The sequence below is a fragment of the Paenibacillus sp. OK060 genome (assembly GCF_900101205.1).
GTDB classification, from domain to species: domain Bacteria; phylum Bacillota; class Bacilli; order Paenibacillales; family Paenibacillaceae; genus Paenibacillus; species Paenibacillus marchantiae.
Genome location: NZ_FNFR01000001.1, coordinates 863018 through 887166, shown reverse-complemented (window position 1 = coordinate 887166; position 24149 = coordinate 863018). Strand labels below are relative to the sequence as shown.

The window sequence follows — 24149 nt, the reverse complement described above, 5'->3', positions numbered from 1 at the left end:
TCCCTCTCCATCCTAAAGTCACCCTAACCCTGATATTTATGGTTTACAAATATATAAATTGATTGATAATATAACAAATGAAAGCGCTTGATAATTTATGAGAACCAAAAGGAGGGCTGTCAGACCAAATAACGTTTGCGGCAATGAATAGGGTTATTTTTCATTTCAGGTATTGGGAAAGGGGAAACGTATGAAACGTTATTGGGTAAGCGTACTTAACATTTCTTTACTGAGCTCTGCATTACTTACGACAACAGCTTTGGCTCCTGTCTCCGTATTCGCGGATAGTCCGGGGGCAATCCGTTCCAACCCGCAAGTTTCCACATCCATTGAGAATGCGGTTCCAGCATTCAGGAATGTTTCCGTTCATGACCCTTCCGTTATTAAGGTGGGTGATACCTTTTATATTTTTGGTTCACATCTTCAAGTGGCAAAGTCCAAAGATTTGATGAATTGGGATTCGGTCGCCTCCGGGGTTACGGATGACAACCCTGTTGTCCCTAATGTAACCAAGGAATTCGCTGAAGCCCTACAATGGGCGCAGACCGATACATTATGGGCAGCAGACGTCATCCAGTTGGCGGATGGCAAATTTTATATGTACTACAATGCGTGCAAAGGGGACTCTCCCCGCTCTGCGTTAGGTGTTGCTGTGGCAGATAACATTGAGGGCCCTTATAAGGATCAGGGTATTCTGCTCAAATCCGGCATGTGGGATGAGATTAGTGAGGATGGCACCATATACGATGCAACCATACATCCGAATGTGGTCGACCCTGATGTATTTTTCGATAAAAACGGCAAGCTCTGGATGGTATACGGTTCCTATTCCGGGGGGATTTTCATTCTGGAGATGGACGAAACGACGGGGAAACCTCTCCCTAATCAGGGGTATGGCAAAAAACTGACCGGAGGCAATCACAGCCGAATTGAAGCACCTTATATGCTCTATAATCCCGAAACCGACTATTATTATCTGTATCTGTCCTATGGCGGATTGGGTGCTGACGGGGGATATAACATTCGCGTAGCTCGCTCCAAAACACCGGACGGCCCTTTCCTCGATGCTGAAGGAAACGATATGATCAACGTCAAGGCGGACAAGGATAAACCCTTGTTTGACGACCGTTCGATCGAGCCTTTTGGCGTCAAATTACTAGGAAACTTCCTGTTTCAAAGACAGATCGGTGACCCCGGCACAGGTCAAGGTATCGGCTATGTATCACCAGGACATAACTCCGCTTATGTTGACGCTGAAACGGGAAAACAATTTCTGATCTTCCATTCCCGCTTTCCAGGACGCGGCGAAGAGTATGAAGTCCGCGTCCATGAGATGCATATGAACTCGGAAGGATGGCCTGTTGTTTCTCCATATCGCTATGCGGGCTTAGAAGAGGATACTGCCGCATTGAAAACCCAGGATATTGCTGGTCAATACAAATGGGTGAATCACGGGAAGGAAATTACGGCCGAGATCAAATCTTCACAGACCGTTCAGTTCACAGCAGATGGGCAGATTAGTGGTGCGGTGACGGGAACTTGGAGTCTTAAAGAAGACAATCAGGTGCAAATCACATCGAATAATGTTCTGTATAAAGGAGTCTTCACTCATGAATGGGAGCCAGATTCCCAAAAGACGGTTCTGACCTTTAGCGCTCTCTCCTCGTCTGGCGTGGCAATCTGGGGAAGTCAGATGGCTGCAATGAAGGATCAGGATATTGTTAATGCGGTGAAAAAGGATCTGAGTATCGGCGACACAGGGAACGTATTCTTCAACCTGTCCCTCCCGATCAAGGGAACTCGTGATACTGAGATTACGTGGAAATCTTCCAACACCTCTGCGCTGTCCGCTACCGGAGTAGTGAATCGTCCTCGCACGGGTAAGGGAGATGCCAAGGTGGCATTAACGGCAACGATTCGCAAAGGTAGTGCGGTAAGCTCCAAAACATTTAACGTTATCATTCCACAGCAAGCGGTTAGTCCTTTGCTTGGAGAATATACTTTTGCACAAAAGAAACTTGCCAAAATCGCACAGGATTTCAGCAAAAATAAATATCATGGACAAGCCTTTAATGTGGTGACTTCTGCTATTAGCAGCAAGAATCAGGCTGCTGCTTTTAATGGAACCGACAGCTACATCCAGCTGCCCGGAATCATTACCGATACGAATGATTTTACCTTTAGTGCATGGGTCAACTGGAGTGGCGGCGGAGCCTGGCAGCGAATTTTCGACTTTGGAAATGGCCTGACCCGACATATGTTCCTTACTCCCGCCCAGCATAACGGAGCTATGCAATTCACCATTCATGATCAGGGACGGGATCAGAGCCTGATTGCTGCTGAACCGCTGCCCTCCAATCAATGGGTGCATGTCGCTGTTACCCTTCAGGAAAATACCGGCACGTTGTACGTGAATGGAAAAGCTGTAGCAAGCAGCACGGAAATCACGTTTAACCCGAAGGATCTGCAAGTGACGGAAGCTTATTTGGGCAAAAGCCGCTATACAGCTGATCCTTTCTATAAAGGCTCAATGGATAACGTAAAAGTATATGATAAAGCGTTAACCTCTACAGAAATTCAGCGTCAGGCAAAAGAAAAGCCTTAATCAGGATACCTGCCGGAGGTGTTGGATCTATAAAACAAATACCAATAAAGCAGCCGATTTCTCAGGCTGTTTTATTGGTATTATCATTTAAATCTTCTGTATTTATTCCTGTGGTCCGGCTGCTGCAATTTCCGCAATTCGTTCGTTTACATTCCCTTCATACCAACCACCGTGATAACAGAGGATTTTTTCGATGTCATATGCAGCAAATTTGCTTAGCGATTCGTAAGCTTGCTTCAAATCCGGTGTCTGCACGGGGTTAGGTCCTTGCAGTTGTCCCCCGCGAATTAACATGGCATCACCAGCAATTAATGTTTTGGAAGCAGGTTGGTACAAACTGATATGCCCAGGTGTATGTCCTGGCGTCTCAATAACAATGACTCCGCCACCGAATGCCAATTCGTCGCCATCTTCAACAGTATCTGTAACGACAGCTCCAGACACTAAAGGGAAATGGGACGTTTTGAGCTGCACTGTTGGAGGCATTTGTTTTAGAAGGGGAAGCTCTCCATCGATATAAGGACGATCAGCAGCATGTGCATACACCTTTTTACCCGGATAGGTCTTGATGATTTCGGTTAGATTGCCAATATGATCCGGGTCCTGATGCGTGAGCAGAATACCTGTTAACTGTTCAATGGAATATCCAGCTTCCTTCAACTTGGAGGATACTTCTTGCACCATTCCCGCCACGCCTGTGTCCACAAGAATTAATTCATCTTCCGAATATAACAGCGAAGGCGTGAATGTCCACATGCCTTGCGGAAGCTCAATACCGAGTTCGAGAGAAATTACACCTGATTTTTTCATTTTTATGATCTCCTTTTACGCTTGGATTGTGAGTTCATTCATTAGTTCACATAATGCTTCAATGGCATTGTCAGAGAAAAACAATTCCATGTTGGACTGGGTAACGGTTGCCGTTTCCGCCGCGTACTCAAACATCTTGGTTTCATATTCCTGCAAGGCTTTGTCAAGATCAGCATGATTTATAATGGAATTGGCAAGCTCGGCAGCATCCAGCATCGCCAGATTGGCCCCTGCTCCCGCAAAGGGAGACATCAGGTGAGCGGCATCGCCTATCAGTGTAACGCCAGATTTATGTTCCCACTGGTGAGGGACAGGCAGCATATATATTCGTCTGGGTGTGATTGCCCCGTTAGCACATCGGATATAACTCTTCAGTTGTTCGTCCCAATCTTCAAATAACGGCAATATCTCTTTCTTCGCTTCTTCCAAGTTCTCAAAAGGAATATTGCTCTGTTCCAGCCAATCTCGTTCCACCTGGAAACCCAGGTAAACCCGAATCCGTTTATCACCATTCAGCTGTGCCATAATTCCTTTGTGATCGCCCAAGGCATACATACTTCCCATCCCATTAAATGCTGCAAGTTCGGGAAACTGGGCTGCGGCATTCAGGATGTTAAGTTCAATCATGCTCACACCCGAATATTCTGCGGTTGCATCACTGACCAATGGACGAACTTTGGAAAAAGCACCATCTGCTGCAATGACCAGATCAACGGTTTCGGTAAACCCATTTTCAAACCGCAGTTCATGTTTTCCCTGATCAAGCGGTACAGCCTTCAACAATTTATACCCCCATTGAATGGAATTCGGCTGCAGCGAGTCAAGCAGCATCGTCCGCAGCACGGAACGGTCAATTTCAGGACGGTCATGTTCTGTAGGATCAAGGTCTCCCTGGGCATCAAGCAGAATGTTTCCTCTTTTATTCGAAAGTTTTAATGCCTGTCCTTCAAAACGGCAAATGGCATGGAACTGATCGAGTAGTCCGGCCATCTGTAATGCTTTTTGACCGCTCTCCTGATCCAAATCAAGTGTACCTCCTTGTTCGCGAAATGCAGGATATGGATCACTTTCATACACGACAGGACTGTACCCTGCCTGCTGCAAGATCCTTGCCAGCGTGAGTCCACCAGGACCCGCTCCAATAATAGCGATACGTTTATGTTGATTACTCATAGCAATCACTCCTAGATTTATTATTTAATTTCATGTTGTTTTCCTGTTCACAAACTCATCTTAGCGCTTGAAGTTAAACTGAATTTAAATGGATAAAGAAATCAGCAGATTCATATTATCGTAAGGATGTTTCAAATCTGACGATCTGACGAAAAACCAAAAAAGCATCAGTCGCTAAACGACTGATGCTCCGGTAATCCAATTCCATATTCCACACATTCAATCTAATTTCAAGATTTTTCAGTGGTCAGGGGTAAACTCACAACAAATTCCGATCCCTGTCCCAGCTCACTTTGGGCAGTAACTTGTCCGCCGTGCATCTTCACAATTTTTTGGACAAGAGACAGCCCAAGTCCATTGCCTCCCAGGGAACGGGTTCGAGCTTTATCCGCCTTGAAAAACCGTTCAAAAATGTGCAGCTGATCTTCTGGTGAGATGCCCACGCCATTGTCCGTAATCGTACATACAACCTCATCTTGATGACAATCAAGCGTTACCCCAATGGTCCCCTCTTCAGGTGTGAATTTGATTGCATTTTGCAGCAGATTGATCCACACCTGACTTAGCAAATCCTCGTTCCCTATAATCGTGGTCACAGGCAGAGATACATCCAATTGAATTTGTTTTTCAGCCCATTGGGGTTCCAGCATAAGAAGGATGTTCTCAAGTTGTCTGTCCAAACGATAAGCTTTCCTCTCCATGGAAGTGTAATCAGACTCCAATGCGGAAAGACGCAACAAATTACCACTCAGCTTGGATAATCGCTTACTCTCCGTTTCAATAATATCTGCATATAATACGATTTGCTCCGGATTCACACTTTTATTTTTCAGCAACGAGGCATACCCACTGATGGAAGCGAGCGGTGACTGGATCTCGTGAGATACATTGGATATAAAATCCTGGCGCATCTTTTCCACCGAGCCAAGTTCTCTAGCCATGGTATTTACGCTGTCCACCACCTCCTGATACGGGCCCTGTTCGACCTCCATCTTCACAGATACATTGAAATCTCCCTTGGCAATCCTGCTCATCGCTTCAAGCAATTCTGTACGTTGTTTATTGAAAATGAATCTGCGATCCTTCCGTTCTTCGCCACGAATCCATGCCCACACGTAACCTACCAACGGCATAAGAGCCAAGCCAACAATCGCAGTAAGAAGATGGGCAATCAGTTCCGGGGGATTCCCAGTCACCTTATAGATCCACTGCATTAGCACATATCCAACACATAGAGATACACAGAAGAGCACCAGGAAGAAAATCGTTCGCCTTATAAACATATTCATCTCCGCTCGATTGAAAGCCCCTTCTTTCTTCAAGGTGTCTCCTCCAATCGATAACCCAATCCTCGAATGGTTGTAATCTTGAAACCTGCCGTCTCCGGTTGATAACGTTCTCTCAACCGATTGATATGTACATCCAGTGTGCGTTCATTTCCTTCAAAATCGTACCCCCATAAATCCTCAATCAACTGATTACGGGAGAGTGTTTTATTGGCATTACCCGCAAGCTTAAATAACAATTCAAACTCTTTCATAGGAATCGTATGAGTATTCCCCTCCATAATGACGGCATAACTGCTTCTGTCTAGCGTGATTCGTCCAACGGTAACCGATTGAGAAGCATTTATTTTATAACGCTTCAGCAATGCCTTCGTACGGGCTATCAGTTCAGCAGGTTCAAACGGTTTGGTGAGGTAATCATCCGTACCCATTTCAAATCCTTTGACTTTTTGAGTGATATCCTCCTTCGCAGTTAGCATTAAAATCGGAATATCCTCATGATAGCGCCGAAGCTCGCGACACAATTCAAAACCGTCCATATTTGGCATCATAATATCTATAATGCAAAGGCTTGGATTCACTTCTGCTACTTTTTGCAGCGCATCATGTCCATCAACCGCTTCAATTGTAAGAAATCCCTCCTGTTTCAGGATCGTACTTACAAGTTCGCGGATATAAACATCATCATCGACAATTAGAATTTGATTCATTACCGGACCCCCTTTCACTCATTCAGGAAAATCGTACGACACGAATTTAAACAAAATATAAATAGCGTAGAATCTATTCGTATGACCATCTCATTTTGAATAATGGATGACCATGCTTAATTTATTCGCAGAGGCACCCGAATTTTTATAGCCATGGGGTTTGTCCGCGCGAAAACGGATCGACTCCCCTTGTTTTACCGTATAATCCTCTGCACCAACCCGAATCGTAACTTCCCCTTCAAAAACTGTAATAAATTCCTCTGCCCCTTCTATATGTGGTTCAGCATTCAAAGAAGACTCTTCATCCATTTCCATCATGTACATTTCAAAACGGCGTCCTTCTTCGAAGGGAAAATGGGGATAAATCCGAATCTTTCCCTCATCCTCCATCAATGCTTGAATATCACTGCCCGTTACAACTGTAGTGTCCGACTTTGGCTCGTGGATTAAGGCAGTGAACGAAATTTTCAGGCCGTTCGCAATTTTCCATACCGTCGCTATTGTAGGGTTGGATTCACCACGTTCTATCTGACCCAGCATCGTCTTGCTAATTCCAGACATTTCGGCAACCTTGTCCAGACTAAGCTTTCTTTGTTCCCTGAGCTGCTTCAAATTCTGAGCCAGAACAACATTAATGTTTTTCAATATACAGTCACCTCTGTTTTAAAAGATTATATTGTGCTATATAGCGTACATATTGTACAATTATAAAGATCGTACGTTATATCGCACGTTTCAGTTAAATATAACATACAACAAGAATGAAATGTGGAGGACTTATGAATATCATTCCGTTACTGACTTACGCAATCGTTGCTTCATTCACACCGGGTCCCAACAACATCATCGCCATGACTCACGCAAGAAACGAGGGATTCAAAAAAATTATTCCGTTTATTGCCGGCGTAGCAGCTGGCTGCTTGCTTATTATGTTCCTGTCTAGTTATTTCAACCTTATTCTGCATCAATACATCCCTAGGATCAAACCGGCCCTGAACATATTGGGGTGTGTATACATGATCTATTTGGCGATCAAAATCATGCGAAGTAAACCTGCAAATGCCAAAGATCCAAAGGTCAATCGTTTTACGTTTCTCTTTGGCTTCACCCTGCAATTCATCAACCCTAAAGTCATTCTGTATGGTCTTACGGCCATCTCGGTATTTGTTATGCCTCTTGGAGACTCTCATGTTCATATGATCGTATTTTCGTTACTTCTAACCATCATTGGCATTAGTGCCAATATGACTTGGGGGTTATGCGGTATGTTATTTCAGAGCTTTTTACTGAAATATGAACGTCCTTTTAATATTCTAATGGGTGTTTTGCTCATCTATAGCGCCCTATCGATTTTAAAATAAATGCAAGAGAAAAAGCGTCCTCCCATCGAATGGCTGGACGCTTTTATGTTTATTTCAAATTACCTCAGTTTGATCTCCACCACGGTTGGCTTGGGTAAGCTCCCGTATGCAGCACAACCTTCTCACCGATTTTGGGTGTTGCAATGGTGACATTCAGGGCATGTGCAGCCTTGGTGATTCGTTCAATCGGCTCGTTCCAGGCATGATAGGCCAACGTAAATGCTGCCCAATGAATCGGGATGAGCAGCCCTCCCCTTACATCCAAATGAGCCTGTACCGTTTCTTCCGGCATCATATGAATGTTGGACCAACGCTCATCATATTGTCCGCATTCCATCAGGGTCAGGTCAAAGGGTCCATACTTACTGCCGATTTCCTTAAAATGAGGACCGTATCCGCTGTCGCCGCTAAAGAAAACCTTCGTTTCTTGTCCAGCAATGACCCACGAACACCATAGTGTAGAATTACGGTCCAACAACCCCCTGCCCGAGAAATGCCGCGCAGGCGTGCAGGCTAATGTCAGACCTTTGAAGGATAGCTCATCCCACCAGTTATGTTCGGTAATCTGTTCCGAGGGCACACCCAGTTGAATTAGTCTTCGACGCACGCCGAGTGGGACGATAAACCGCTGTGTTTTATTTTTCAATCTGCGGATAGAGGAATAGTCCAGATGATCATAATGGTCATGCGATATAATGATCGCATCCAAAGCTGGAAAGTCCTCGGGTTGAATTGGCAGGTTAGTGCTGTATCGTTTCGTACCCGCCCAAGATACAGGAGATGGACGGTTGCCCAGCATTGGATCAAAGAGCAATCGGTGTCCTTCGATCTCAAGCAAAAAAGCCGAATGACCGAACCATGTTACCTGCGGATGATCGGATACATTTAACGATTCCGCTGGTTCAAATTTTTCTACGGGAATGTTACCCGCAGGTCTTCGCTCTATACTTTTCCGCATGGAATCTTTCAACATGCTCACGAGGGAGCTGAAGCTCATACCTGCGGATGTCGGAACCTGATTTTCGTATTTTGTCATTATTCATACCTTCTGTTCTCTATAATCAATCATTCGAGCGATCATTCAATCTTGAGTAAAACAGGAGCAATATTAGCCTTTATATTAAATCATTGCTCGTTTATAATCAATTCGCCTTCGGTTATCTGAATGTAATATTTCAATTAACTTCATTTCAATGGAGCCAATGGACCAATTCGAAAATTAAGGTGGAATTAAGACTCTGTTTTCTCTCCAATAAGATTGGGCATATATGATAGAGAAAATACAGAGAGAGTATGTGAGAGATGATGAAAAAATTTCGCAGAAGATTATTTAAGACGTTTATATTCGGAGCAGTGGCTTTACTTCTCCTTCTGGTTACGGGCTTGATCTATCAACAAGTGAGTACCCGTCAGGATCAGAAAACATTTATTCCGCCTGGCAAGCTCTACAGCATACATGGTGACAATATGCATTTATATACGGGTGGTCAAGGAGATGCAACAGTTGTCCTTGCATCCGGGTGGGGCACAGCTGATCCTTATGTAGACTTTTATCCGCTCTACGAAAAGCTTGCACCCTATACGAAATTCGCGGTTTACGATCGCTTTGGTTATGGTTATAGCGATATGACCGATAAGAAACGCGATGTCGATACCGTGGCAGATGAATTGCACGAGTTATTAGAGGTATCTGGGCAAAAGCCACCATACGTTCTGGTGGGCCACTCCCTCGGTTCGCTGGAAACACTCCGGTTTGCGCAAAAATATCCGGATGAAGTTCAAGGTATTGTCATGTTGGATGGGGGAAGTCCGGAATATTACGCCAATGACACTGACGATATAGCAAGTGTGATTGGTGGCTTCATGAACCAATTCCGGATCAAAACGGGTTTGTTTCGGTTGACTTTACAGTCTGACGCTGTTGTGGAAGCTTCCAATGCCAATCGCAACGGCCTGAAGTTTGTACCAGATGATCTGAAGAAAATAGATACCACGGCTCTATTGCTTAACTATGGGAATGCCAACACCGTGGATGAGTTGCGTGAAATGACAGCCAATGCCAAGGTTGTCGTCGACAACAAAAAGCCCTTCCCGTTTCCACTTACCATACTGACAGCAGATTACTTCGGAGCCAGTGAGCCGATATGGGATAAAACCCAAGCTGAATTTACGTCCTGGTCGGAACATTCCAAACATGTAACTGTTAAGGATACCGAGCATTATATTCATCAATATCACCCGGATCTTGTTGCCAATGAAATATTGGAACTGGTCAAGAAGTAGATTCCCTGAACAAACGCTAAACAAGCAGTACAATTCGTTTCAAAATAAAACCCTAACGATTCTGGTAATCGTCAGGGTTTTTATTTCGTTAGTGCCGTTACTGTGCCAGTGCCATCCTCGGTGTTAGCGATCTGAAATGTGCTAATGCCTCTTGGACCTCCGTGGTCGTGAGACCGTGTCGATCAAAATAATGCACGATCTCCCCCAGGTCAGCTCCATCACCGCTGTATATCCGCTCAATCTTTCGAATAATCTCTTGTTGTAATCGCTCTCGAATCCGCAGGCAACTAACAGGTTCACATAGCCAAAAATCAGTTCGTTTGACCTCCCCTGTTGCAGTCCATAACAAATTCTCATATCGTATGACGTCCCAATCGTGGTAACCCGCCTGAATCTGCTGAAGTTCTGTTGAAAACATATCATATATTAGATTGTGCGGTATGTGTCCATACGTTGCCCGATACTGTCTCAGATTGAATCCTTCGATCCATTCTGTCAGCACAAAATTCCCAGGAGCGTATGCATACAGTTCGGGAACATGGAGGTTGTTTTGCAATGACAAGAGCGCCTCACATTCCAATTCTCCATCCACTTTTCCACGAGGCGTATATACCTTAAGGCAGTACTCTTGTAAACAATAGACAACCGACTGCTTTCCCATTAGTGAAGCTTGCATGGTCAGATGACCATTTTTCTCATAACGATCTAGCAATTGTTCAATATTCGCAGGAATTGATTTAACGATTCTCATAAAGACGTCTCCTTGATTATAAAATACACTCTAAAACGTTTTCCTCTATCCGTTATCATTCATTAATCTACTCTCTATATTATCTTTAAAATTCCATATGAACATATACAATTTCACCAGAACATGAACTATTTGCTTCCAACATCGAGATTTATTCTTTTCGACTGGCAGGTTTATTTTCACTCTAATGGATGGAACCCGTTTCATGTCAAGGTACAAAAAAACGATGCCCTCTATTGAAGAGAGAGCATCGTTTCATTTCTTATATGACTTTCAATTAATGCATAGGACCTTGTTGGCCCTGCTGAGCACCGACCTTAACTCGTTTTACGAAGAGTGAAGTGATCAGACCAATGATAGCAAGTACCAGTGCGAAAATAAATGCATTTTGTACACCGGATGTGAAACCTGCCAACTGATTCTCTGGGCTCTCAGGATCCGTCACACCGCTCAAGAAGCGGGTCTGACCTGCGCTCAGTATACTTACCGCAACAGCTGTACCAATAGCTCCGGATACCTGCTGCAATGTATTCATAATCGCCGTTCCGTGAGGATAGAAATCAGGTGGCAATTGATTCAAGCCGTTGGTTTGTGCAGGCATCATGATCATTGAAATCCCGATCATCATGAAGATATGCAGCGTAATAATCTTGCCCAGAGTCGTTGTCGGAGTGATTCCAGTGTACAAGAAGAGTACAACAGTTACGATCGCAAGACCGATAATCACAAGCCACTTCGGACCGAATTTGTCAAACAGACGCCCCATAACCGGGGACAAGAATCCATTCAGCAAGCTGCCCGGCAGCAGAACCAGACCGGCAGTCAGAGCCGTAACCGCCATACCTTGTTGCAGGTACATCGGCAGGATCAGCATGGATGACAACATCATCATCATACAAAGGAAGATCAGAATCAAGCCGACTGTAAACATTGGATATTTAAATGCCCGCAGATCCATCATCGGCTGTTTCATTCTCAATTGACGGATGCTGAACAGCAGCAAAGATAATACTCCAATAACCAGTGTGGCTACAACGATAGGACTGGTCCAGCCACCGCCACTTTCCCCATGTCCTCCTGCACTACTGAATCCGTACACGATACCACCAAAACCAAGTGTGGAGAGCACAATGGAAAGAACATCAATTTTGGGCTTGGTCAGCTTCGAGATATTCGGTAAGAACAGCAAGCCGCATACCAATGAAATAATGAAGAACGGCAAGGAGATCCAGAAAATCCAGTGCCAGCTCAGATTGGCCAGAATCAGACCCGAGATACTCGGTCCACTTGCTGGTGCAAACATGATAACCAAACCGATCAATCCCATGGCAGCGCCACGCTTTTCAATCGGGAAGATAACCAATATAGTGTTGAACATTAGTGGCAGTAACAGAGCTGTACCTATAGCTTGCAATACCCGCGCCACCAACAGAATTTCAAAGCTCGGTGCAATAGCAGCAACTATCGTTCCTGCAATCGAAAAAATCAGAGAAGTCGTGAACAACTGTCTCGTCGAAAACCATTGTAACAGCATACCGGAAACCGGCACCAAAATACCCAAAACGAGCAAATAACCTGTAGTTAACCACTGAATGGTAGTAGGTCCAACTTCGAGCAAGCCCATAAGCGGTGTCAATGCCACATTTAGTGCCGTTTCACCGAACAGACCAATAAAGCCGCTAAGTAACATGGCGAATAAAATCGGAAATACTTTATATTGTTTTGTTTCTTGTTGATCCTGTACAGAACCAGCCTTCATGGAAGCCTCCACGATCCCATCCTCCTCAAACAATCTGACGATTTCTATTTCTCTTTACGAAGCTTATTGCTTCTCTTTTGCATTCTTCGCCACAACGGACAAATAATCAGCAGCCGTCAGCAAAGGCTGTTTGTCCTGGTTGGTCAGGCTGATAATTAATGCGCCCTCCATTAAGGAAATGACGAGTAGTCCCATCTCTTGTGCTTTCTTTTCACCTATGCCATCCAAAATCAGATGTTTCGTAATGATTTGCTGCCATCCTGCAAACACGTCCTGACAGGCAATTCGCAATTGTTGACTGATGCACGAGGTCTCCACGGCTGCCCAGAAACTAAATGGAAGAAAACCCGTAAAACCTGCCGCCTCCGTTTCAATGGCTAAGTCATGAATAAATTGCTGAATAGCATCCCCCGTATTGTCATGAGCGGCAAACACTTCTTCAAACTTCTGCAGAATGTTTTCATTGGCCTTTTGAATGCACTCATGAGCGAGCTCTTCTTTGCCATGTGGGAAATAATGATATAACGAGCCTTTTGGCGTACTGCTCTCCTTAATAATCTGATTTAGACCGGTCGCATGATATCCTTGTGAAAAAAACAGTCTGGCTGCTGTGCTGACGATTAGTTCTCTAGCATTAGACTTTTCACTCAATAAAGCCACATCCTTAAATGAATTATAACAATCGGTCTATATAATTAAAACCGTTTCGAAAAACACTGTCAACCCTTATATTTCGGCCGATTTTCGTGATAGCGCTATCAATTCAGTGCACGGAAAGAACAGGAGCAAATTATCCTTGATAACATTTTAAAAACATAATATCCTATTGGGATAGTATGCATTAACCATGATATACTGATCATTACAATAATGAATAGAAAGGTGTTTGCCATGGAAATGCGAATGATCAAGACCTTTCAAACGATTGTAAAGCTCGGGAGCTTTCAACAGGCAGCAGAAGCTTTGCAGTATTCACAACCCGCCATTACGCTGCATATGCAGAAACTTGAGGCTGATCTGGGTATGAAATTACTGGATAGAGGCAAAAAGATTAAATTGACGGAAGCGGGGAAAATATTTTACGCCAGAGCCGATCAACTTCTGAAGGAATACGAGTATTTGACAAATACGATCACCGACATTCAACAGGGACAAGCGGGGTTTGTACGAATCGGAGTATCTGAGCCAACAGCCAGCCATCGGCTTCCTGCTATTCTGTCTTCTTTTGTAAAACAGAATCCCAAGATTAAGCTCAGTGTGCGCATCGGGGACAGTAAGCTGCTTAATGAACTGCTAATTGATGAGCAGCTTGACTTTGCCGTCTGCCCTTCTCCTGAGACGAGTATGGAAACCGAGTTTCAACCGCTGCTTTTTGAACCGATGGCATTGCTGTTGTATGATTCACATCCATTTGCTCAGGGTGATGAAATCCATTTGGCAGATCTGAAAGGACAACAATTTCTGTTCACACCCCCCAATTGCCCGATTCGCATCCGTATTGAGCAGCTATTGGCCGAGAAAATCGACAGCGATTATCAGGGAATCGAAATAAGTAATATCCGATCTCACAAATATTATGTACAAGCCAAATTAGGCATAACCATCGCTCCGATTGCAACAATCTGCCCAGCCATTCCCGGTACAGTTATCCAAAAAATTGCCGATCTCAAGGTTGGGCCCATTGCAGGCATTTTGCGTAAGCGAAATATACCGCTTGGTTCCGCGAGCGAAAAGCTGATGCTAGACATTCGAGCTGCGCTGCTTCAGAGCAATTTATATGTTCCTGAATTTGAACTCCCTTCCCAGCTGGCTATGCCATAGAATTGACTCACCAGCTGCCATTCTATTTTCTTTTTCAGGGCGCAAACTACTACTTGAGTCTGCCTGCCGTGCGTCCACCATCTACCGTTAGTATGCTGCCTGTAATAAATGAAGCCTGGTCAGAAGTCAGATACAATATCGCTTGGGGAGCGTCATCTGGACCTGATGTTCGGCCTAGCGGTGTAATTTTAATCATATGTTCCGTATGCTCCTTCGTCATCACACTAACCTCACTGCCGGGTGCATAACCCGGCACAACTGCATTTACCCGAATGCGATAGGGGGACAACTCCAGGGCAAAGGTTTTGGTCAGCATCTCGATTCCTACTTTCGAAACCGAATAATTCCCCATGCCGACACCTGCGGTGGAAGCTGCCCCAGAACTTATATTAATGAAGGAACCTTCGACCTCGCTCGCAATCATCTGTTTGGCAAAATGCTGAGTAAGCAGAAATGGTGCTGCCAGATTTAGATCCATCGTCTCATTCCAATGTTGAAGCGTCATGTTCATGAGTGTGCGGTATGGATATATTCCCGCATTATTGATGACGATATCCGGCGCTTTCCATTGCTGTTCGACCACTTGAACCAATTCATTAATGGACTTTTCATCCACAAGATTCGTTACATGCCAGTGAACATCCACTCCCTCCTGCTTCAGCTTATCTACTGTATTCCTTAGGGCATCCTCCCGGATATCGGACAGATAAAGGCTCGCGCCTTCGGCGGCGTATGCTTGTGCAATCCATTGGCCAAATACACCTGCCGCTCCGGTAATGACTACCCTTTTCCCTGCAAATGTTCGTTCCGGCATGACAGTCGCTCCTCTATACCATGATGTTCTTGCTGTAAACAGGCTGCTTCACCTTAGATTAATTCCAAACGAGATTCTTTTCGGCCTCCACGACAAGTCGCACTGCCTGCTTTATCTCATAACCAATTCGATTCACCTGACGTATAAGTGATGTTTGGAGTCTGAAAAAGGCTTCACTTCCTTCTTCGGCTACCGCCAGAAGCTCGATGTCTGACAGCGCAGGCACAAGTGAATGACTGCCTGCGGCGTCATGATCATACCGGCTGCCTCGAACATAATTAATGGGAACCAGCCATCTGCTAAGTGACAATATCGTTCGGTTCGCTTCTGTAACAGAAGCATCCGGGAGGGACGAGGAACCTATCCGGTTATAGAAATGATCCGTGGCTTTCTGTAGCTGCTGGACCCTGCTTGTTAAGCGCGAAAGATCAAGCTTGTCTCCGATAAGCTCTCTATAATAGCCCATTCGTTCGGAAAGGGTTCGGATTGCCTGTCTCTGATCAATTGGAATAATGGGAGCAGAGGCAGCATTATAGACGGCAGCTACGTACACTTTGCAATCACGGGCCAGATAATCTCCATCAATTTTATCCAGCGTATCCTCTGTCGTATGCCACCACCAGCCAAACCAGCCCTCAGGCTGATAGGACAGCCCCATAAAAGCAGACGGAAGTCCAGCACCCCAGAAAGACTGATCTCCCGACCTTCCAAACGGAGAACCGCGAAAAGGTTCATCCGTTACGGTGCGTATGGCATCAGCACATAGTGTCCGTGTCTCTGACATTGTATTGGCTGCACCGAGGTGACTCGCTCCCTTGGCGCCCACGGAATCAATATTGATATGAAGCACCCCGTTTTCGTGCAAATCTTCCCAATGAAGATCGCTGTATAATGCAGAGCCGGCATATCTGCCGTGGGAATGGCCTGACCAAAATGCGAACCGAACGGAGCGCCGCAGCGCGTTACGATGCAATGATAATACCCGTGCCGTCTCCACCATGACGGCATTGGCGGAGCCGTTATCCATCGCCCCATAATGCCATGAATCCACATGTCCGCTAAACAGCACAAAGGATTTAGGTTCTTCCGTCCCCTTTATCTCAGCAATCAAGGTCGGAATGTTCACCCAGTCTGTGCGCACTTCCGCGGTCAACGTAATCTCTAGAGTCTCTCTTTCTTTCGCGACTATTAACGACTTGATCTGCTCCCCATCCGAATGGTTGACCGACAGAACAGGAATGGACGGATAGCAATCATACTCCGGTGTCGGATTTCCCCACACGGTGGAAACGATCATTTCATGCGTATACGCACCACTATTGATAAATATGACAGCTACTGCACCCAACTGTTGCAAACGATAAATCGTGGGCCCATTCGCAAGTCCGTGAACGACCACCGCATGACCTGTCACTTGATTGGCGCAGTCGGTCTGGTCTGAATCCTTTAGCTCTATGAATCTCAAAAGCGTGCTCAACTGTTCCGTCTGGGCTGACATGGAGTGCGTAATAGCTGCAAAAGAAATGCCGCCGACCTTAAGTTCTGCTCTGACAGGGATACTGATGTAGGCTTTGTTAAACGTAAGCTCGGTGGTCAACCCAAAATCCTCAAGCTGTTCCTTAATATAATGGAAAGCCCGTAGTTCCTCTTCGGAACCCGACAAACGAATCTCCTTCGCAATCTGTCTGTTATATTCAAGCAGGAGATCACGGTCGATCTCATGCAGTATGGAGTGCACCTCCGACTGTTGCTTCAACTCAGTCATGTCGATTCCCTCTCTCCTCATTGCCTGCTGCAACACCCAGGGCAACCCTTGATTCATCATCACTGCTCTGGTTCAAATAACGGATGGCTGTTTCTCCAAGAACCGATATTCCTGTAACAATCGCTTGCTCATCAAAAATAATGGAATCACTGTGAAGGGGAAGCTCTGAACGGGCATCTTCTTCTGTTATTGTGCCGAGTCGGAATATGGCACCCGGCACAAATTCGAGATACGCACCAAAATCTTCGGCGCCCATGGATGGCTCCTTCAGATACACCACGGCCTCCCGGCCAATAGTATCTTCCGCTGCCTGTTCAATCACATCGACGATATGATCATCGTTTATTACAGGAGAACCGCCGCGGTAGTAATCAAATTCCGCTTTACCACCGAACCCTTCGGCAATGGCCTCAATGAGGCGCTTCATATATACGGGCACAGCTTCACGCGTCTCAGGATTGTGCGTACGAATGGTACCTCTGAGTTGAACCTCCCCAGCGATAACGTTATACGCATTGCTATTGCTTTGCAGTTTCGTAATCGAGATGACGGAAGAATCAAGTGGAGACAGGTTTCGGGATACTACCGTTTGCAACGCAGTTATAATCTGGGCAGCAATGATGACCGGATCGATGGTTCGATGCGGATAGGCAGCATGTCCACCTTTTCCCGTCACTCGAATATCAAAAGCATCTGCCGCTGCCAGCATGGCCCCTTTTCTCAAACCAATCTTGCCAGCAGGCAAATCCGGCCACACGTGGAGCGCAATGATCGCATTCACTTCCGGATTTTGCAAAACACCTGCAGCAATCAGATCCGTTGCGCCTCCCTGAACTTCCTCAGCAGGCTGGAATATAAACTTCACTGTTCCCTGAAGCTCATCCCTGTGCTCACTTAATGCCGCTGCTGTTCCAAGAAGAATGGCAGTATGCACATCGTGCCCACAAGCATGCATCACCCCTTCGCGAACGCTGGCAAACGGCAATCCTGTCTGCTCTACGATAGGCAGTGCATCCATATCGGCACGAATTCCAATGGTTCTTCCCTCGCGTCCACCTTTCAAAAGCCCAACAACCCCTGTGCCGCCTACACCCGTCTCTACTTCGAGACCAGCATCCTCCAAAAATTGAGCAACCAGCTTGGCTGTTTCAAACTCCTGGTGACCAAGCTCAGGATTCTGGTGAATATGGCGGCGAAGCCGTATAGCCTCGTCCTTCCACTTTTCGGCTGAACTACGAAAACTCATTGTTTCATTCCTCCTCTATTCATCGTATAAATGACACTGCACTTCACGGTCTGGAGCGACGAATCTTTTCTGTGGAACGACCTGTCGGCATGTCTCCATAACGTATGGGCATCGGGTATGAAAAACACAGCCCGCAGGTGGATGAAGTGGCGATGGAATCTCACCGCTTAATACAACTCTTTCCCTTTTGGCACGGGGATTCGGGATCGGTACCGCAGACAATAATGATTTGGTATAAGGATGCAGAGGATCGGCGAACAAGGCTTCCGCGGGCCCCTGCTCCACCATCTCGCCCAAATACATCACACCAATACGGTCGGCAATATGGCGTACAACGCTAAGGTCATGTGCAATGAATAAATAAGAAATGCCGAGCTCTTCTTGGACCTCTTCCAGCAAATTAATGACTTGGGATTGAATCGATACGTCCAGCGCTGATACGGGTTCATCACATATAATGAGCTTCGGTCCAAGGGCCAACGCTTTGGCGATGCCCAGCCTTTGACGCTGACCACCTGAGAATTCATGGGGGAACCGCTCGTAATGTTCTTCACTGAATCCAACTTTGCGCAGCAACGACATGGCTGTTTCCATTCTGTCCCGTTTGTTGCCCTTCTTGTGGATTAATAGCGGCTCTTCAATGGAGTAGCCAATGCGTTTACGAGGGTCCAGCGAGGTGTATGGATCCTGAAATACCATCTGCATATGCTGCCTATAGCTTCGCAGTTCTTTTTTGCTTAACCCCAGAATATCCGTGCCCTCATAAAATGCTTCCCCTGATGTTGGCTCAACAAGTCTGAGAATCGACCGACCGAGTGTGCTTTTACCGCAGCCGGATTCGCCCACCAGGCCAAAGGTTTGTCCTGTGTGGATGTCAAAGGATACCCCGTTGACGGCCTTGACTTGCCCCTTGGTTCTGCCAAAAGAAGATCGCACAGGGAAATGTTTGTTCAGATTGCTAACCTGTAGCAGCGGCTTCGACTCAACCAATGATTTCGAGTTCATGTGTCTCCTCCTGAATCGTTGCTATTCCGGGATACCAGCAGCGTACCGAATGGTTCTCGTCCACCTGTTTCAAGGAAGGCGCTGCCCGTAAGCATTGTTCATCCGCATAAGCGCATCTTGGAGCAAATCGACAGCCTGTTGGAACCTGATGCAGCGCGGGTACCGTTCCCTCAATGACGTGAAGCTTGCTGTGCTGTTCGCCATCAATACGAGGAATGGATTTCATTAAACCTGACGTATACGGATGCTGGGGATTGAAAAATAAATCGTCCACGCTTGCCTCCTCCACGACCTGTCCAAGATACATGACAGCCACTCTTGTACACGTCTCCGCGACTACACCCAGGTCATGTGTAATCAGGATGACACCAAGTCCCGTCTTCGCTTGCAGACTTTCAATCAGCTCCAGGATTTGCGCCTGAATCGTCACATCCAGTGCCGTCGTCGGTTCATCTGCAATAAGCAGTTTCGGATTACAGGCAAGCGCCATGGCAATCATGACCCTCTGTCGCATCCCTCCGGAGATTTCATGCGGATGTTCATCCACCCTCTTCTCCGGTGAGGGAATACCTGTCATACGCAGCAGGTCCACGGCAGCCAAACGCGCCTGTCTGCCATTCATGCCTTGATGCAACTTCAAGCTCTCGGCAATTTGTTTGCCAATCGTCTGAACCGGATTCAGGGAAGACATGGGGTCTTGAAAGATCATGGAGAGTTCATTGCCACGTATGCGTTCCATTTGTCTTTTGGACAAGCTTAAGAGATCGGTACCTTCGTAGAGGACTTCACCCGAGTAATCCACGTAATCTTCATCAAACAGTCTAAGAATGGATTCGGCGGTTACGCTTTTCCCGCAGCCGGACTCACCTACGATGCCCAACGTCTCCCCGGCAAGGACGTGGAAGGAAACACCTTCCACCGGGTGAATGGTTCCTTTTTCGGTTGAAATGGACACTTTCAGGTCCTTCACCTCAAGCAGCGGTTGTTTTCCCACGACGTCTCCCCCTTTTCACCTTATTCGCATGTGGGTCGAGCAGATCTCTAAGGCCATCGCCGAACAGGTTCAGACCCAGTACAACGAGCACCAGGAAAATGCCCGGGAAAACAGTCATCCACCAAGCGTTGTAAATCACCGTTTTCCCGTCAAAAAGCATATTCCCGAGACTTGGGGACGGGGAAGGAATACCTGCTCCAAGAAAACTTAGAGAAGCTTCCGTCAAGATCGATACGGCAAAAATAAAGCTGGATTGGATTATGAGCGGAGACAGCGTATTGGGCGCCATATGAATCCAGATGATGCGCCAGCTGCCTGCTCCCTGTGCATGTAATGCTTCGATATAAGTTAATTCCCGAATGACCAGCGCCTTGGAACGAATAATTCGGGCCATCGATGGAATGAAGATAATACTTAGAGCGATAATGACATTGCCTGGATTCGGGCCAAGAGCCGCCATAATGGAGATGGCAAGCAAAATGGACGGAAAAGCAAACAAACCATCACAGATGCGCATAAAGATATGATCCAGTACCGAATAACTTGCAGATAACAGCCCAACAATCATGCCGATCAATGAAGATACAACCGTAACAGCAAAACCAACCGCAACTGAAATACGCAAACCGTATACGGCGCGAGTGAATACATCACGTCCAAAGTTATCTGTGCCAAATATGTGCTGCCCGTTGGGGCCTTTGAGTCGATTCACCGGATCAATCTGTAACGGCCCGTATGGTGTAAGTATCGGCCCCATGATTACCAGAAGCACAACAACAAGCAGAATTCCCGCCCCTGTGGTTAACAACTGATTATGCATAAAGCGTCTGAATACGATGCGCCTGTTCTTCCTTTTGTGAAGTCCTGACGTAGCGATGGTGGTATCCGGATTGGTTATCAAGTTGTCTCCACCCCCTTCATTTCTTGCTTAATCGAACTCGTGGATCGACCAAACCATACAACAAATCAACGATTAGATTTACAAACACATAAGCTACCGTGACTAGCAGCACAGAGCCCTGAATAACCGAGTAATCTCTTCGACTAATCGAATTGACGATGAGCTGCCCCACTCCCGGGATATTGAATAGCGTTTCTATAACCGCAGCACCAGTAACGAGCCCACCGAACGATTCACCAATAACTGTGAGAATAGGGATGAATGCAACGCGTAACGCATGTGTATATACGATCGTTTTTTCTCTGACACCCTTGGCTTTGGCGGTTTTGATAAAATTGCCGGACATCACATCCAGGACGGAGGATCTTGTCATTCGGGTAATGAGCGCTGCCTGAATGATGCCGAGCACGATGCCAGGGAGCAACAGGTATTTGATATGCTGCCATAGCCCCTCACTTAACGGTTGATACCCTGCAACGGGAAGCCAGCGCAGCTTCACGCTAAAGAACATGACCAGCAGTGAACCCAACAGAAAACTCGGAATGGAGATGCCCAGCATGGAGAAACCCATCACCGATTGGTCCACGATGGTCCCTCTTCGCTTGACCGCTGTAATGCCGAGGAACAAGGCAAGAAACACACCAATCACCTGGGCAATGATCGCAAGGGACAATGTAGGCGCCAGTCGTTCAAAAAAAGCCTCTGTCACAGGCTTGTCCAGAAAGATGGACTCCCCCAAATTGCCGGATAACAGCCCCAGCAACCAAATGCCGAATTGCTCATAGATTGGTCTGTCCAACCCCAGCTTGCTTCTTAGCTCATCGATATCGGCTTTGCTCGCCTCTTCACCCAGTAGAATCGCAGCGGGATCACCAGGTGTGACATGAATGATAGAGAACACAACGATTGCCACCACAAAAAGGACAGGTATCAAGGACAATAACCGACGAACAATATATCCACCCATATGAGGGCCACCTCACTTTCCAATGGCAAACGGAAAGGCGTATTCCTGTGGAAGCGATTCTACGCCTTTTCATCCGTTGCCTTCCTTATAACTACTTGTTATTGGTTGTATTCCAGAAGATCGGGCCCAAAATGTTCTGGAAACCACTGATATTTTTCGATAGCGCTGTAACCTGTTTGGTATGCCCGATCTGAGAGAATGGAACTTCGGTCCATACAAATTGCTGCAATTCGTCAATGAGCGGCCTTGCGGCCTCTACTGAATCGGACGTCCGGATTCCTTGAAGTAGCTCGCTCAGTTTCTCGCTTTTTAGCAGCCCTGCACCGCCTCCCCAAAACGCATACTGGTAGAACGTAGGCCGGAATGCATAACTCATCGGGTAGATATCCCACCCTGTGCCTGTCCCGAGTTTTTCTTGCAACGTAGGCCAATCATAGACATCCAGCTTAACCTTGACGCCAATCGACTCCAGCTCCTGCTGCAAAACAACGGCTACGTTATATTGATCCACATAATCTCTCGTCGTGAAAATTTTGATTTCTTCGCCGTTATAGCCTGCTTCTTGAAGCAATTGCTTTGCTTTATCCGCGTTAGCCTGGCTGTACGATTCCTTACCTGCTTCTGAATACCAATTCGGATATTCGGGTAGAACCAGAGAGGATGTCTTCACATAAAATTGTGGATCACGGAATGCCGATGTCAGTATGTCATCCACATTCTGAACGGCATTGACAGCCTGCCGAAGTTTGACGTTCTTGAACAAGCCGTCATTACTGTTATAGAAATATCCAATCATGCCTCCCGGACTGAGAAAGGTTTGCAAGTCGGGATTGTCCGCAATCTGCTGTTCATTATCCACAGAGATATTCAGCGCAATGTCGTATTCCCCGGAAGTAATCCCGGCAAGGCGGGTTGACTCGTCTGTTACGAAGCGGAAGTACAGGTCATCGACCAACGCTTCCTTTTTGCCGCCTGCTCCATCACTCGGCTCGGTCCGGGCGGAGTAATCGTCATATTTTTTCAAATGAATATATTGATCCTGCTTCCACTCCTCCAATTGAAACGGACCTGTACCGATGAATGATTTGATACCTTTATCATCTGCTTCATCAACCACTTCTTTCGGATAGATCGCCGCTGCGGGAATCGGATCAGCTAGAAGTTGCAGTGTTAGCAGAAAAGGTGTTTTCAATTGAAGTACGACAGTATACGGGTCCGTTTCTTTGGCCTCGGCACCCACAAAGTTCGCTTTACCATGACTCGACAGTTTGATCCAGCGATTCAGGGAAGCGACAACGTCCTCCGCTTGCAGTTCCTTGCCATTATGAAACTTCACACCTTGGCGCAGATGAAATGTATAGGATAACTTGTCGTCGCTGATCTCATAGGATTCAGCCAGCAGCGGAATAACCTGTGCATCTTTATCCAACGTTACCAGCTGCTCGTAGATCTCGCGTGAAATATCCTTAACCGCTGTATTGGAAGACACATGTGCATCCAGTGTGACCGGTTGTGTTGGATAGCCAATGTTCAGCGTGCCGCCTGTCTTTCCTTCAGCCGATGTCTGCTGCACCGGAGTTTCACCGGTTGTTGAAGAGGCCTGTGTATTCTGCTGGCCTTCTCCACCTGAAGCGCAACCTGCCAGAAGCAGGAATGCCAGAATCATCATTAAAGCAGGCTTGGTATGTTTTCTCATCATGTAACCCCTCTCGCTCTCATGCATAATGTTAAATCCAATTTCACTGTCCTGAATGATATACAAGTGTTCATGTCGGATTAGTGAAAATTGGTATTTTCAGGCTAAGGGAACAGATGACTTTTGTAAAATAAGCAATCGTAATGTGTTGATTCATTTTTTGTAATCTACGAAAAAGCGTGATTCTCTGTACTTCCAACTA

At 46.2% G+C, this 24149-nt stretch carries 21 protein-coding genes; 4 read left to right on the top strand and 17 right to left on the bottom strand.

What is annotated here, in order from left to right; translation table 11 throughout:
• Positions 1 to 190 precede the first annotated feature (190 nt).
• On the top strand, positions 191 to 2605 hold the full coding sequence (locus tag BLS14_RS03970) for an arabinan endo-1,5-alpha-L-arabinosidase AbnB (protein ID WP_090949634.1): 2415 nt from the start codon (positions 191 to 193) through the stop codon (positions 2603 to 2605).
• A gap of 102 nt (positions 2606 to 2707) precedes the next feature.
• Here BLS14_RS03970 and BLS14_RS03965 read toward each other — a convergent pair whose 3' ends face one another.
• From BLS14_RS03965 to BLS14_RS03945, 5 genes are all read right to left on the bottom strand, one after another.
• Positions 2708 to 3415 carry an MBL fold metallo-hydrolase gene (locus BLS14_RS03965; protein ID WP_256336137.1) on the bottom strand — a complete coding sequence of 236 codons (708 nt, stop codon included), beginning with the start codon at positions 3413 to 3415 and terminating at the stop codon, positions 2708 to 2710.
• A 15-nt stretch (positions 3416 to 3430) separates the two neighbouring features.
• Positions 3431 to 4588, bottom strand: a complete 1158-nt coding sequence (locus BLS14_RS03960) for an FAD-dependent oxidoreductase (protein WP_090949632.1) — start codon at positions 4586 to 4588, stop codon at positions 3431 to 3433.
• 230 nt (positions 4589 to 4818) lie between these two features.
• Positions 4819 to 5910: a sensor histidine kinase gene (locus BLS14_RS03955; RefSeq protein ID WP_218133128.1), complete on the bottom strand. Its 1092-nt coding sequence runs from the start codon at positions 5908 to 5910 to the stop codon at positions 4819 to 4821.
• The gene (locus BLS14_RS03950; RefSeq protein ID WP_063563564.1) at positions 5907 to 6584 is read right to left on the bottom strand and encodes a response regulator transcription factor; all 678 of its coding nucleotides are present in this window, start codon (positions 6582 to 6584) and stop codon (positions 5907 to 5909) included. The genes BLS14_RS03955 and BLS14_RS03950 overlap by 4 nt, the downstream gene beginning before the upstream one ends.
• Positions 6585 to 6674: 90 nt before the next feature.
• On the bottom strand, positions 6675 to 7229 hold the full coding sequence (locus BLS14_RS03945) for a helix-turn-helix domain-containing protein (protein ID WP_063563563.1): 555 nt from the start codon (positions 7227 to 7229) through the stop codon (positions 6675 to 6677).
• A gap of 134 nt (positions 7230 to 7363) precedes the next feature.
• Here BLS14_RS03945 and BLS14_RS03940 point away from each other — a divergent pair, with 134 nt between their 5' ends.
• Complete coding sequence (locus tag BLS14_RS03940; RefSeq protein ID WP_063563562.1) at positions 7364 to 7945, top strand: LysE family transporter; 582 nt, start codon at positions 7364 to 7366, stop codon at positions 7943 to 7945.
• A 64-nt stretch (positions 7946 to 8009) separates the two neighbouring features.
• Here BLS14_RS03940 and BLS14_RS03935 read toward each other — a convergent pair whose 3' ends face one another.
• Positions 8010 to 8981: an MBL fold metallo-hydrolase gene (locus BLS14_RS03935; protein ID WP_090949630.1), complete on the bottom strand. Its 972-nt coding sequence runs from the start codon at positions 8979 to 8981 to the stop codon at positions 8010 to 8012.
• 266 nt (positions 8982 to 9247) lie between these two features.
• Between BLS14_RS03935 and BLS14_RS03930 the strand changes: the two genes are divergently transcribed.
• On the top strand, positions 9248 to 10228 hold the full coding sequence (locus tag BLS14_RS03930) for an alpha/beta fold hydrolase (protein WP_240321308.1): 981 nt from the start codon (positions 9248 to 9250) through the stop codon (positions 10226 to 10228).
• Positions 10229 to 10325: 97 nt separating this feature from the next.
• Here BLS14_RS03930 and BLS14_RS03925 read toward each other — a convergent pair whose 3' ends face one another.
• From BLS14_RS03925 to BLS14_RS03915, 3 genes are all read right to left on the bottom strand, one after another.
• Entirely contained in the window at positions 10326 to 10979 is a 654-nt protein-coding gene (locus tag BLS14_RS03925) for a protein kinase family protein (RefSeq protein ID WP_090949628.1), read from the bottom strand.
• Positions 10980 to 11256: 277 nt separating this feature from the next.
• A complete protein-coding gene (locus tag BLS14_RS03920; protein WP_090807450.1) occupies positions 11257 to 12738 on the bottom strand; it encodes a DHA2 family efflux MFS transporter permease subunit in 1482 nt (493 codons plus the stop codon).
• A 63-nt stretch (positions 12739 to 12801) separates the two neighbouring features.
• Positions 12802 to 13389, bottom strand: a complete 588-nt coding sequence (locus tag BLS14_RS03915) for a TetR/AcrR family transcriptional regulator (RefSeq protein WP_063563558.1) — start codon at positions 13387 to 13389, stop codon at positions 12802 to 12804.
• A gap of 219 nt (positions 13390 to 13608) precedes the next feature.
• Between BLS14_RS03915 and BLS14_RS03910 the strand changes: the two genes are divergently transcribed.
• Positions 13609 to 14559, top strand: a complete 951-nt coding sequence (locus BLS14_RS03910) for a LysR family transcriptional regulator (protein ID WP_090949625.1) — start codon at positions 13609 to 13611, stop codon at positions 14557 to 14559.
• Between the two features lie 49 nt (positions 14560 to 14608).
• Here BLS14_RS03910 and BLS14_RS03905 read toward each other — a convergent pair whose 3' ends face one another.
• The 8 genes from BLS14_RS03905 to BLS14_RS03870 form a co-directional block, all read right to left on the bottom strand.
• The gene (locus BLS14_RS03905) at positions 14609 to 15373 is read right to left on the bottom strand and encodes an SDR family NAD(P)-dependent oxidoreductase (protein WP_090949623.1); all 765 of its coding nucleotides are present in this window, start codon (positions 15371 to 15373) and stop codon (positions 14609 to 14611) included.
• Between the two features lie 58 nt (positions 15374 to 15431).
• The gene (locus BLS14_RS03900; RefSeq protein ID WP_090949621.1) at positions 15432 to 17138 is read right to left on the bottom strand and encodes a M28 family peptidase; all 1707 of its coding nucleotides are present in this window, start codon (positions 17136 to 17138) and stop codon (positions 15432 to 15434) included.
• Positions 17131 to 18384: a M20 metallopeptidase family protein gene (locus tag BLS14_RS03895; RefSeq protein WP_090949619.1), complete on the bottom strand. Its 1254-nt coding sequence runs from the start codon at positions 18382 to 18384 to the stop codon at positions 17131 to 17133. The genes BLS14_RS03900 and BLS14_RS03895 overlap by 8 nt, the downstream gene beginning before the upstream one ends.
• A 15-nt stretch (positions 18385 to 18399) precedes the next feature.
• Positions 18400 to 19389, bottom strand: coding sequence for an ABC transporter ATP-binding protein (locus BLS14_RS03890; protein WP_063563553.1), 990 nt, complete (start codon positions 19387 to 19389; stop codon positions 18400 to 18402).
• Positions 19367 to 20383: an ABC transporter ATP-binding protein gene (locus BLS14_RS03885; protein ID WP_072732671.1), complete on the bottom strand. Its 1017-nt coding sequence runs from the start codon at positions 20381 to 20383 to the stop codon at positions 19367 to 19369. Before BLS14_RS03885 ends, BLS14_RS03890 begins: the two co-directional genes overlap by 23 nt.
• Entirely contained in the window at positions 20361 to 21284 is a 924-nt protein-coding gene (locus BLS14_RS03880; protein WP_371121291.1) for an ABC transporter permease, read from the bottom strand. Before BLS14_RS03880 ends, BLS14_RS03885 begins: the two co-directional genes overlap by 23 nt.
• Positions 21285 to 21300: 16 nt before the next feature.
• Complete coding sequence (locus BLS14_RS03875) at positions 21301 to 22251, bottom strand: ABC transporter permease (RefSeq protein ID WP_072732670.1); 951 nt, start codon at positions 22249 to 22251, stop codon at positions 21301 to 21303.
• Positions 22252 to 22342: 91 nt separating this feature from the next.
• Positions 22343 to 23950 (bottom strand): ABC transporter substrate-binding protein, encoded by a 1608-nt coding sequence (locus tag BLS14_RS03870; RefSeq protein ID WP_072732669.1) that lies wholly within the window; start codon positions 23948 to 23950, stop codon positions 22343 to 22345.
• Positions 23951 to 24149: the final 199 nt, after the last annotated feature.

What these genes read in the sequence shown, in the direction of transcription:
- BLS14_RS03970 (WP_090949634.1), top strand. Translation starts at nt 191, where the DNA reads ATGAAACGTTATTGGGTAAGCGTACTTAACATTTCTTTACTGAGCTCT.
- BLS14_RS03965 (WP_256336137.1), bottom strand. Translation starts at nt 3,415, where the DNA reads ATGAAAAAATCAGGTGTAATTTCTCTCGAACTCGGTATTGAGCTTCCG.
- BLS14_RS03960 (WP_090949632.1), bottom strand. Translation starts at nt 4,588, where the DNA reads ATGAGTAATCAACATAAACGTATCGCTATTATTGGAGCGGGTCCTGGT.
- BLS14_RS03950 (WP_063563564.1), bottom strand. Translation starts at nt 6,584, where the DNA reads ATGAATCAAATTCTAATTGTCGATGATGATGTTTATATCCGCGAACTT.
- BLS14_RS03940 (WP_063563562.1), top strand. Translation starts at nt 7,364, where the DNA reads ATGAATATCATTCCGTTACTGACTTACGCAATCGTTGCTTCATTCACA.
- BLS14_RS03935 (WP_090949630.1), bottom strand. Translation starts at nt 8,981, where the DNA reads ATGACAAAATACGAAAATCAGGTTCCGACATCCGCAGGTATGAGCTTC.
- BLS14_RS03930 (WP_240321308.1), top strand. Translation starts at nt 9,248, where the DNA reads ATGATGAAAAAATTTCGCAGAAGATTATTTAAGACGTTTATATTCGGA.
- BLS14_RS03925 (WP_090949628.1), bottom strand. Translation starts at nt 10,979, where the DNA reads ATGAGAATCGTTAAATCAATTCCTGCGAATATTGAACAATTGCTAGAT.
- BLS14_RS03920 (WP_090807450.1), bottom strand. Translation starts at nt 12,738, where the DNA reads ATGAAGGCTGGTTCTGTACAGGATCAACAAGAAACAAAACAATATAAA.
- BLS14_RS03910 (WP_090949625.1), top strand. Translation starts at nt 13,609, where the DNA reads ATGAATAGAAAGGTGTTTGCCATGGAAATGCGAATGATCAAGACCTTT.
- BLS14_RS03905 (WP_090949623.1), bottom strand. Translation starts at nt 15,373, where the DNA reads ATGCCGGAACGAACATTTGCAGGGAAAAGGGTAGTCATTACCGGAGCG.
- BLS14_RS03900 (WP_090949621.1), bottom strand. Translation starts at nt 17,138, where the DNA reads ATGACTGAGTTGAAGCAACAGTCGGAGGTGCACTCCATACTGCATGAG.
- BLS14_RS03895 (WP_090949619.1), bottom strand. Translation starts at nt 18,384, where the DNA reads ATGAGTTTTCGTAGTTCAGCCGAAAAGTGGAAGGACGAGGCTATACGG.
- BLS14_RS03890 (WP_063563553.1), bottom strand. Translation starts at nt 19,389, where the DNA reads ATGAACTCGAAATCATTGGTTGAGTCGAAGCCGCTGCTACAGGTTAGC.
- BLS14_RS03875 (WP_072732670.1), bottom strand. Translation starts at nt 22,251, where the DNA reads ATGGGTGGATATATTGTTCGTCGGTTATTGTCCTTGATACCTGTCCTT.
- BLS14_RS03870 (WP_072732669.1), bottom strand. Translation starts at nt 23,950, where the DNA reads ATGATGAGAAAACATACCAAGCCTGCTTTAATGATGATTCTGGCATTC.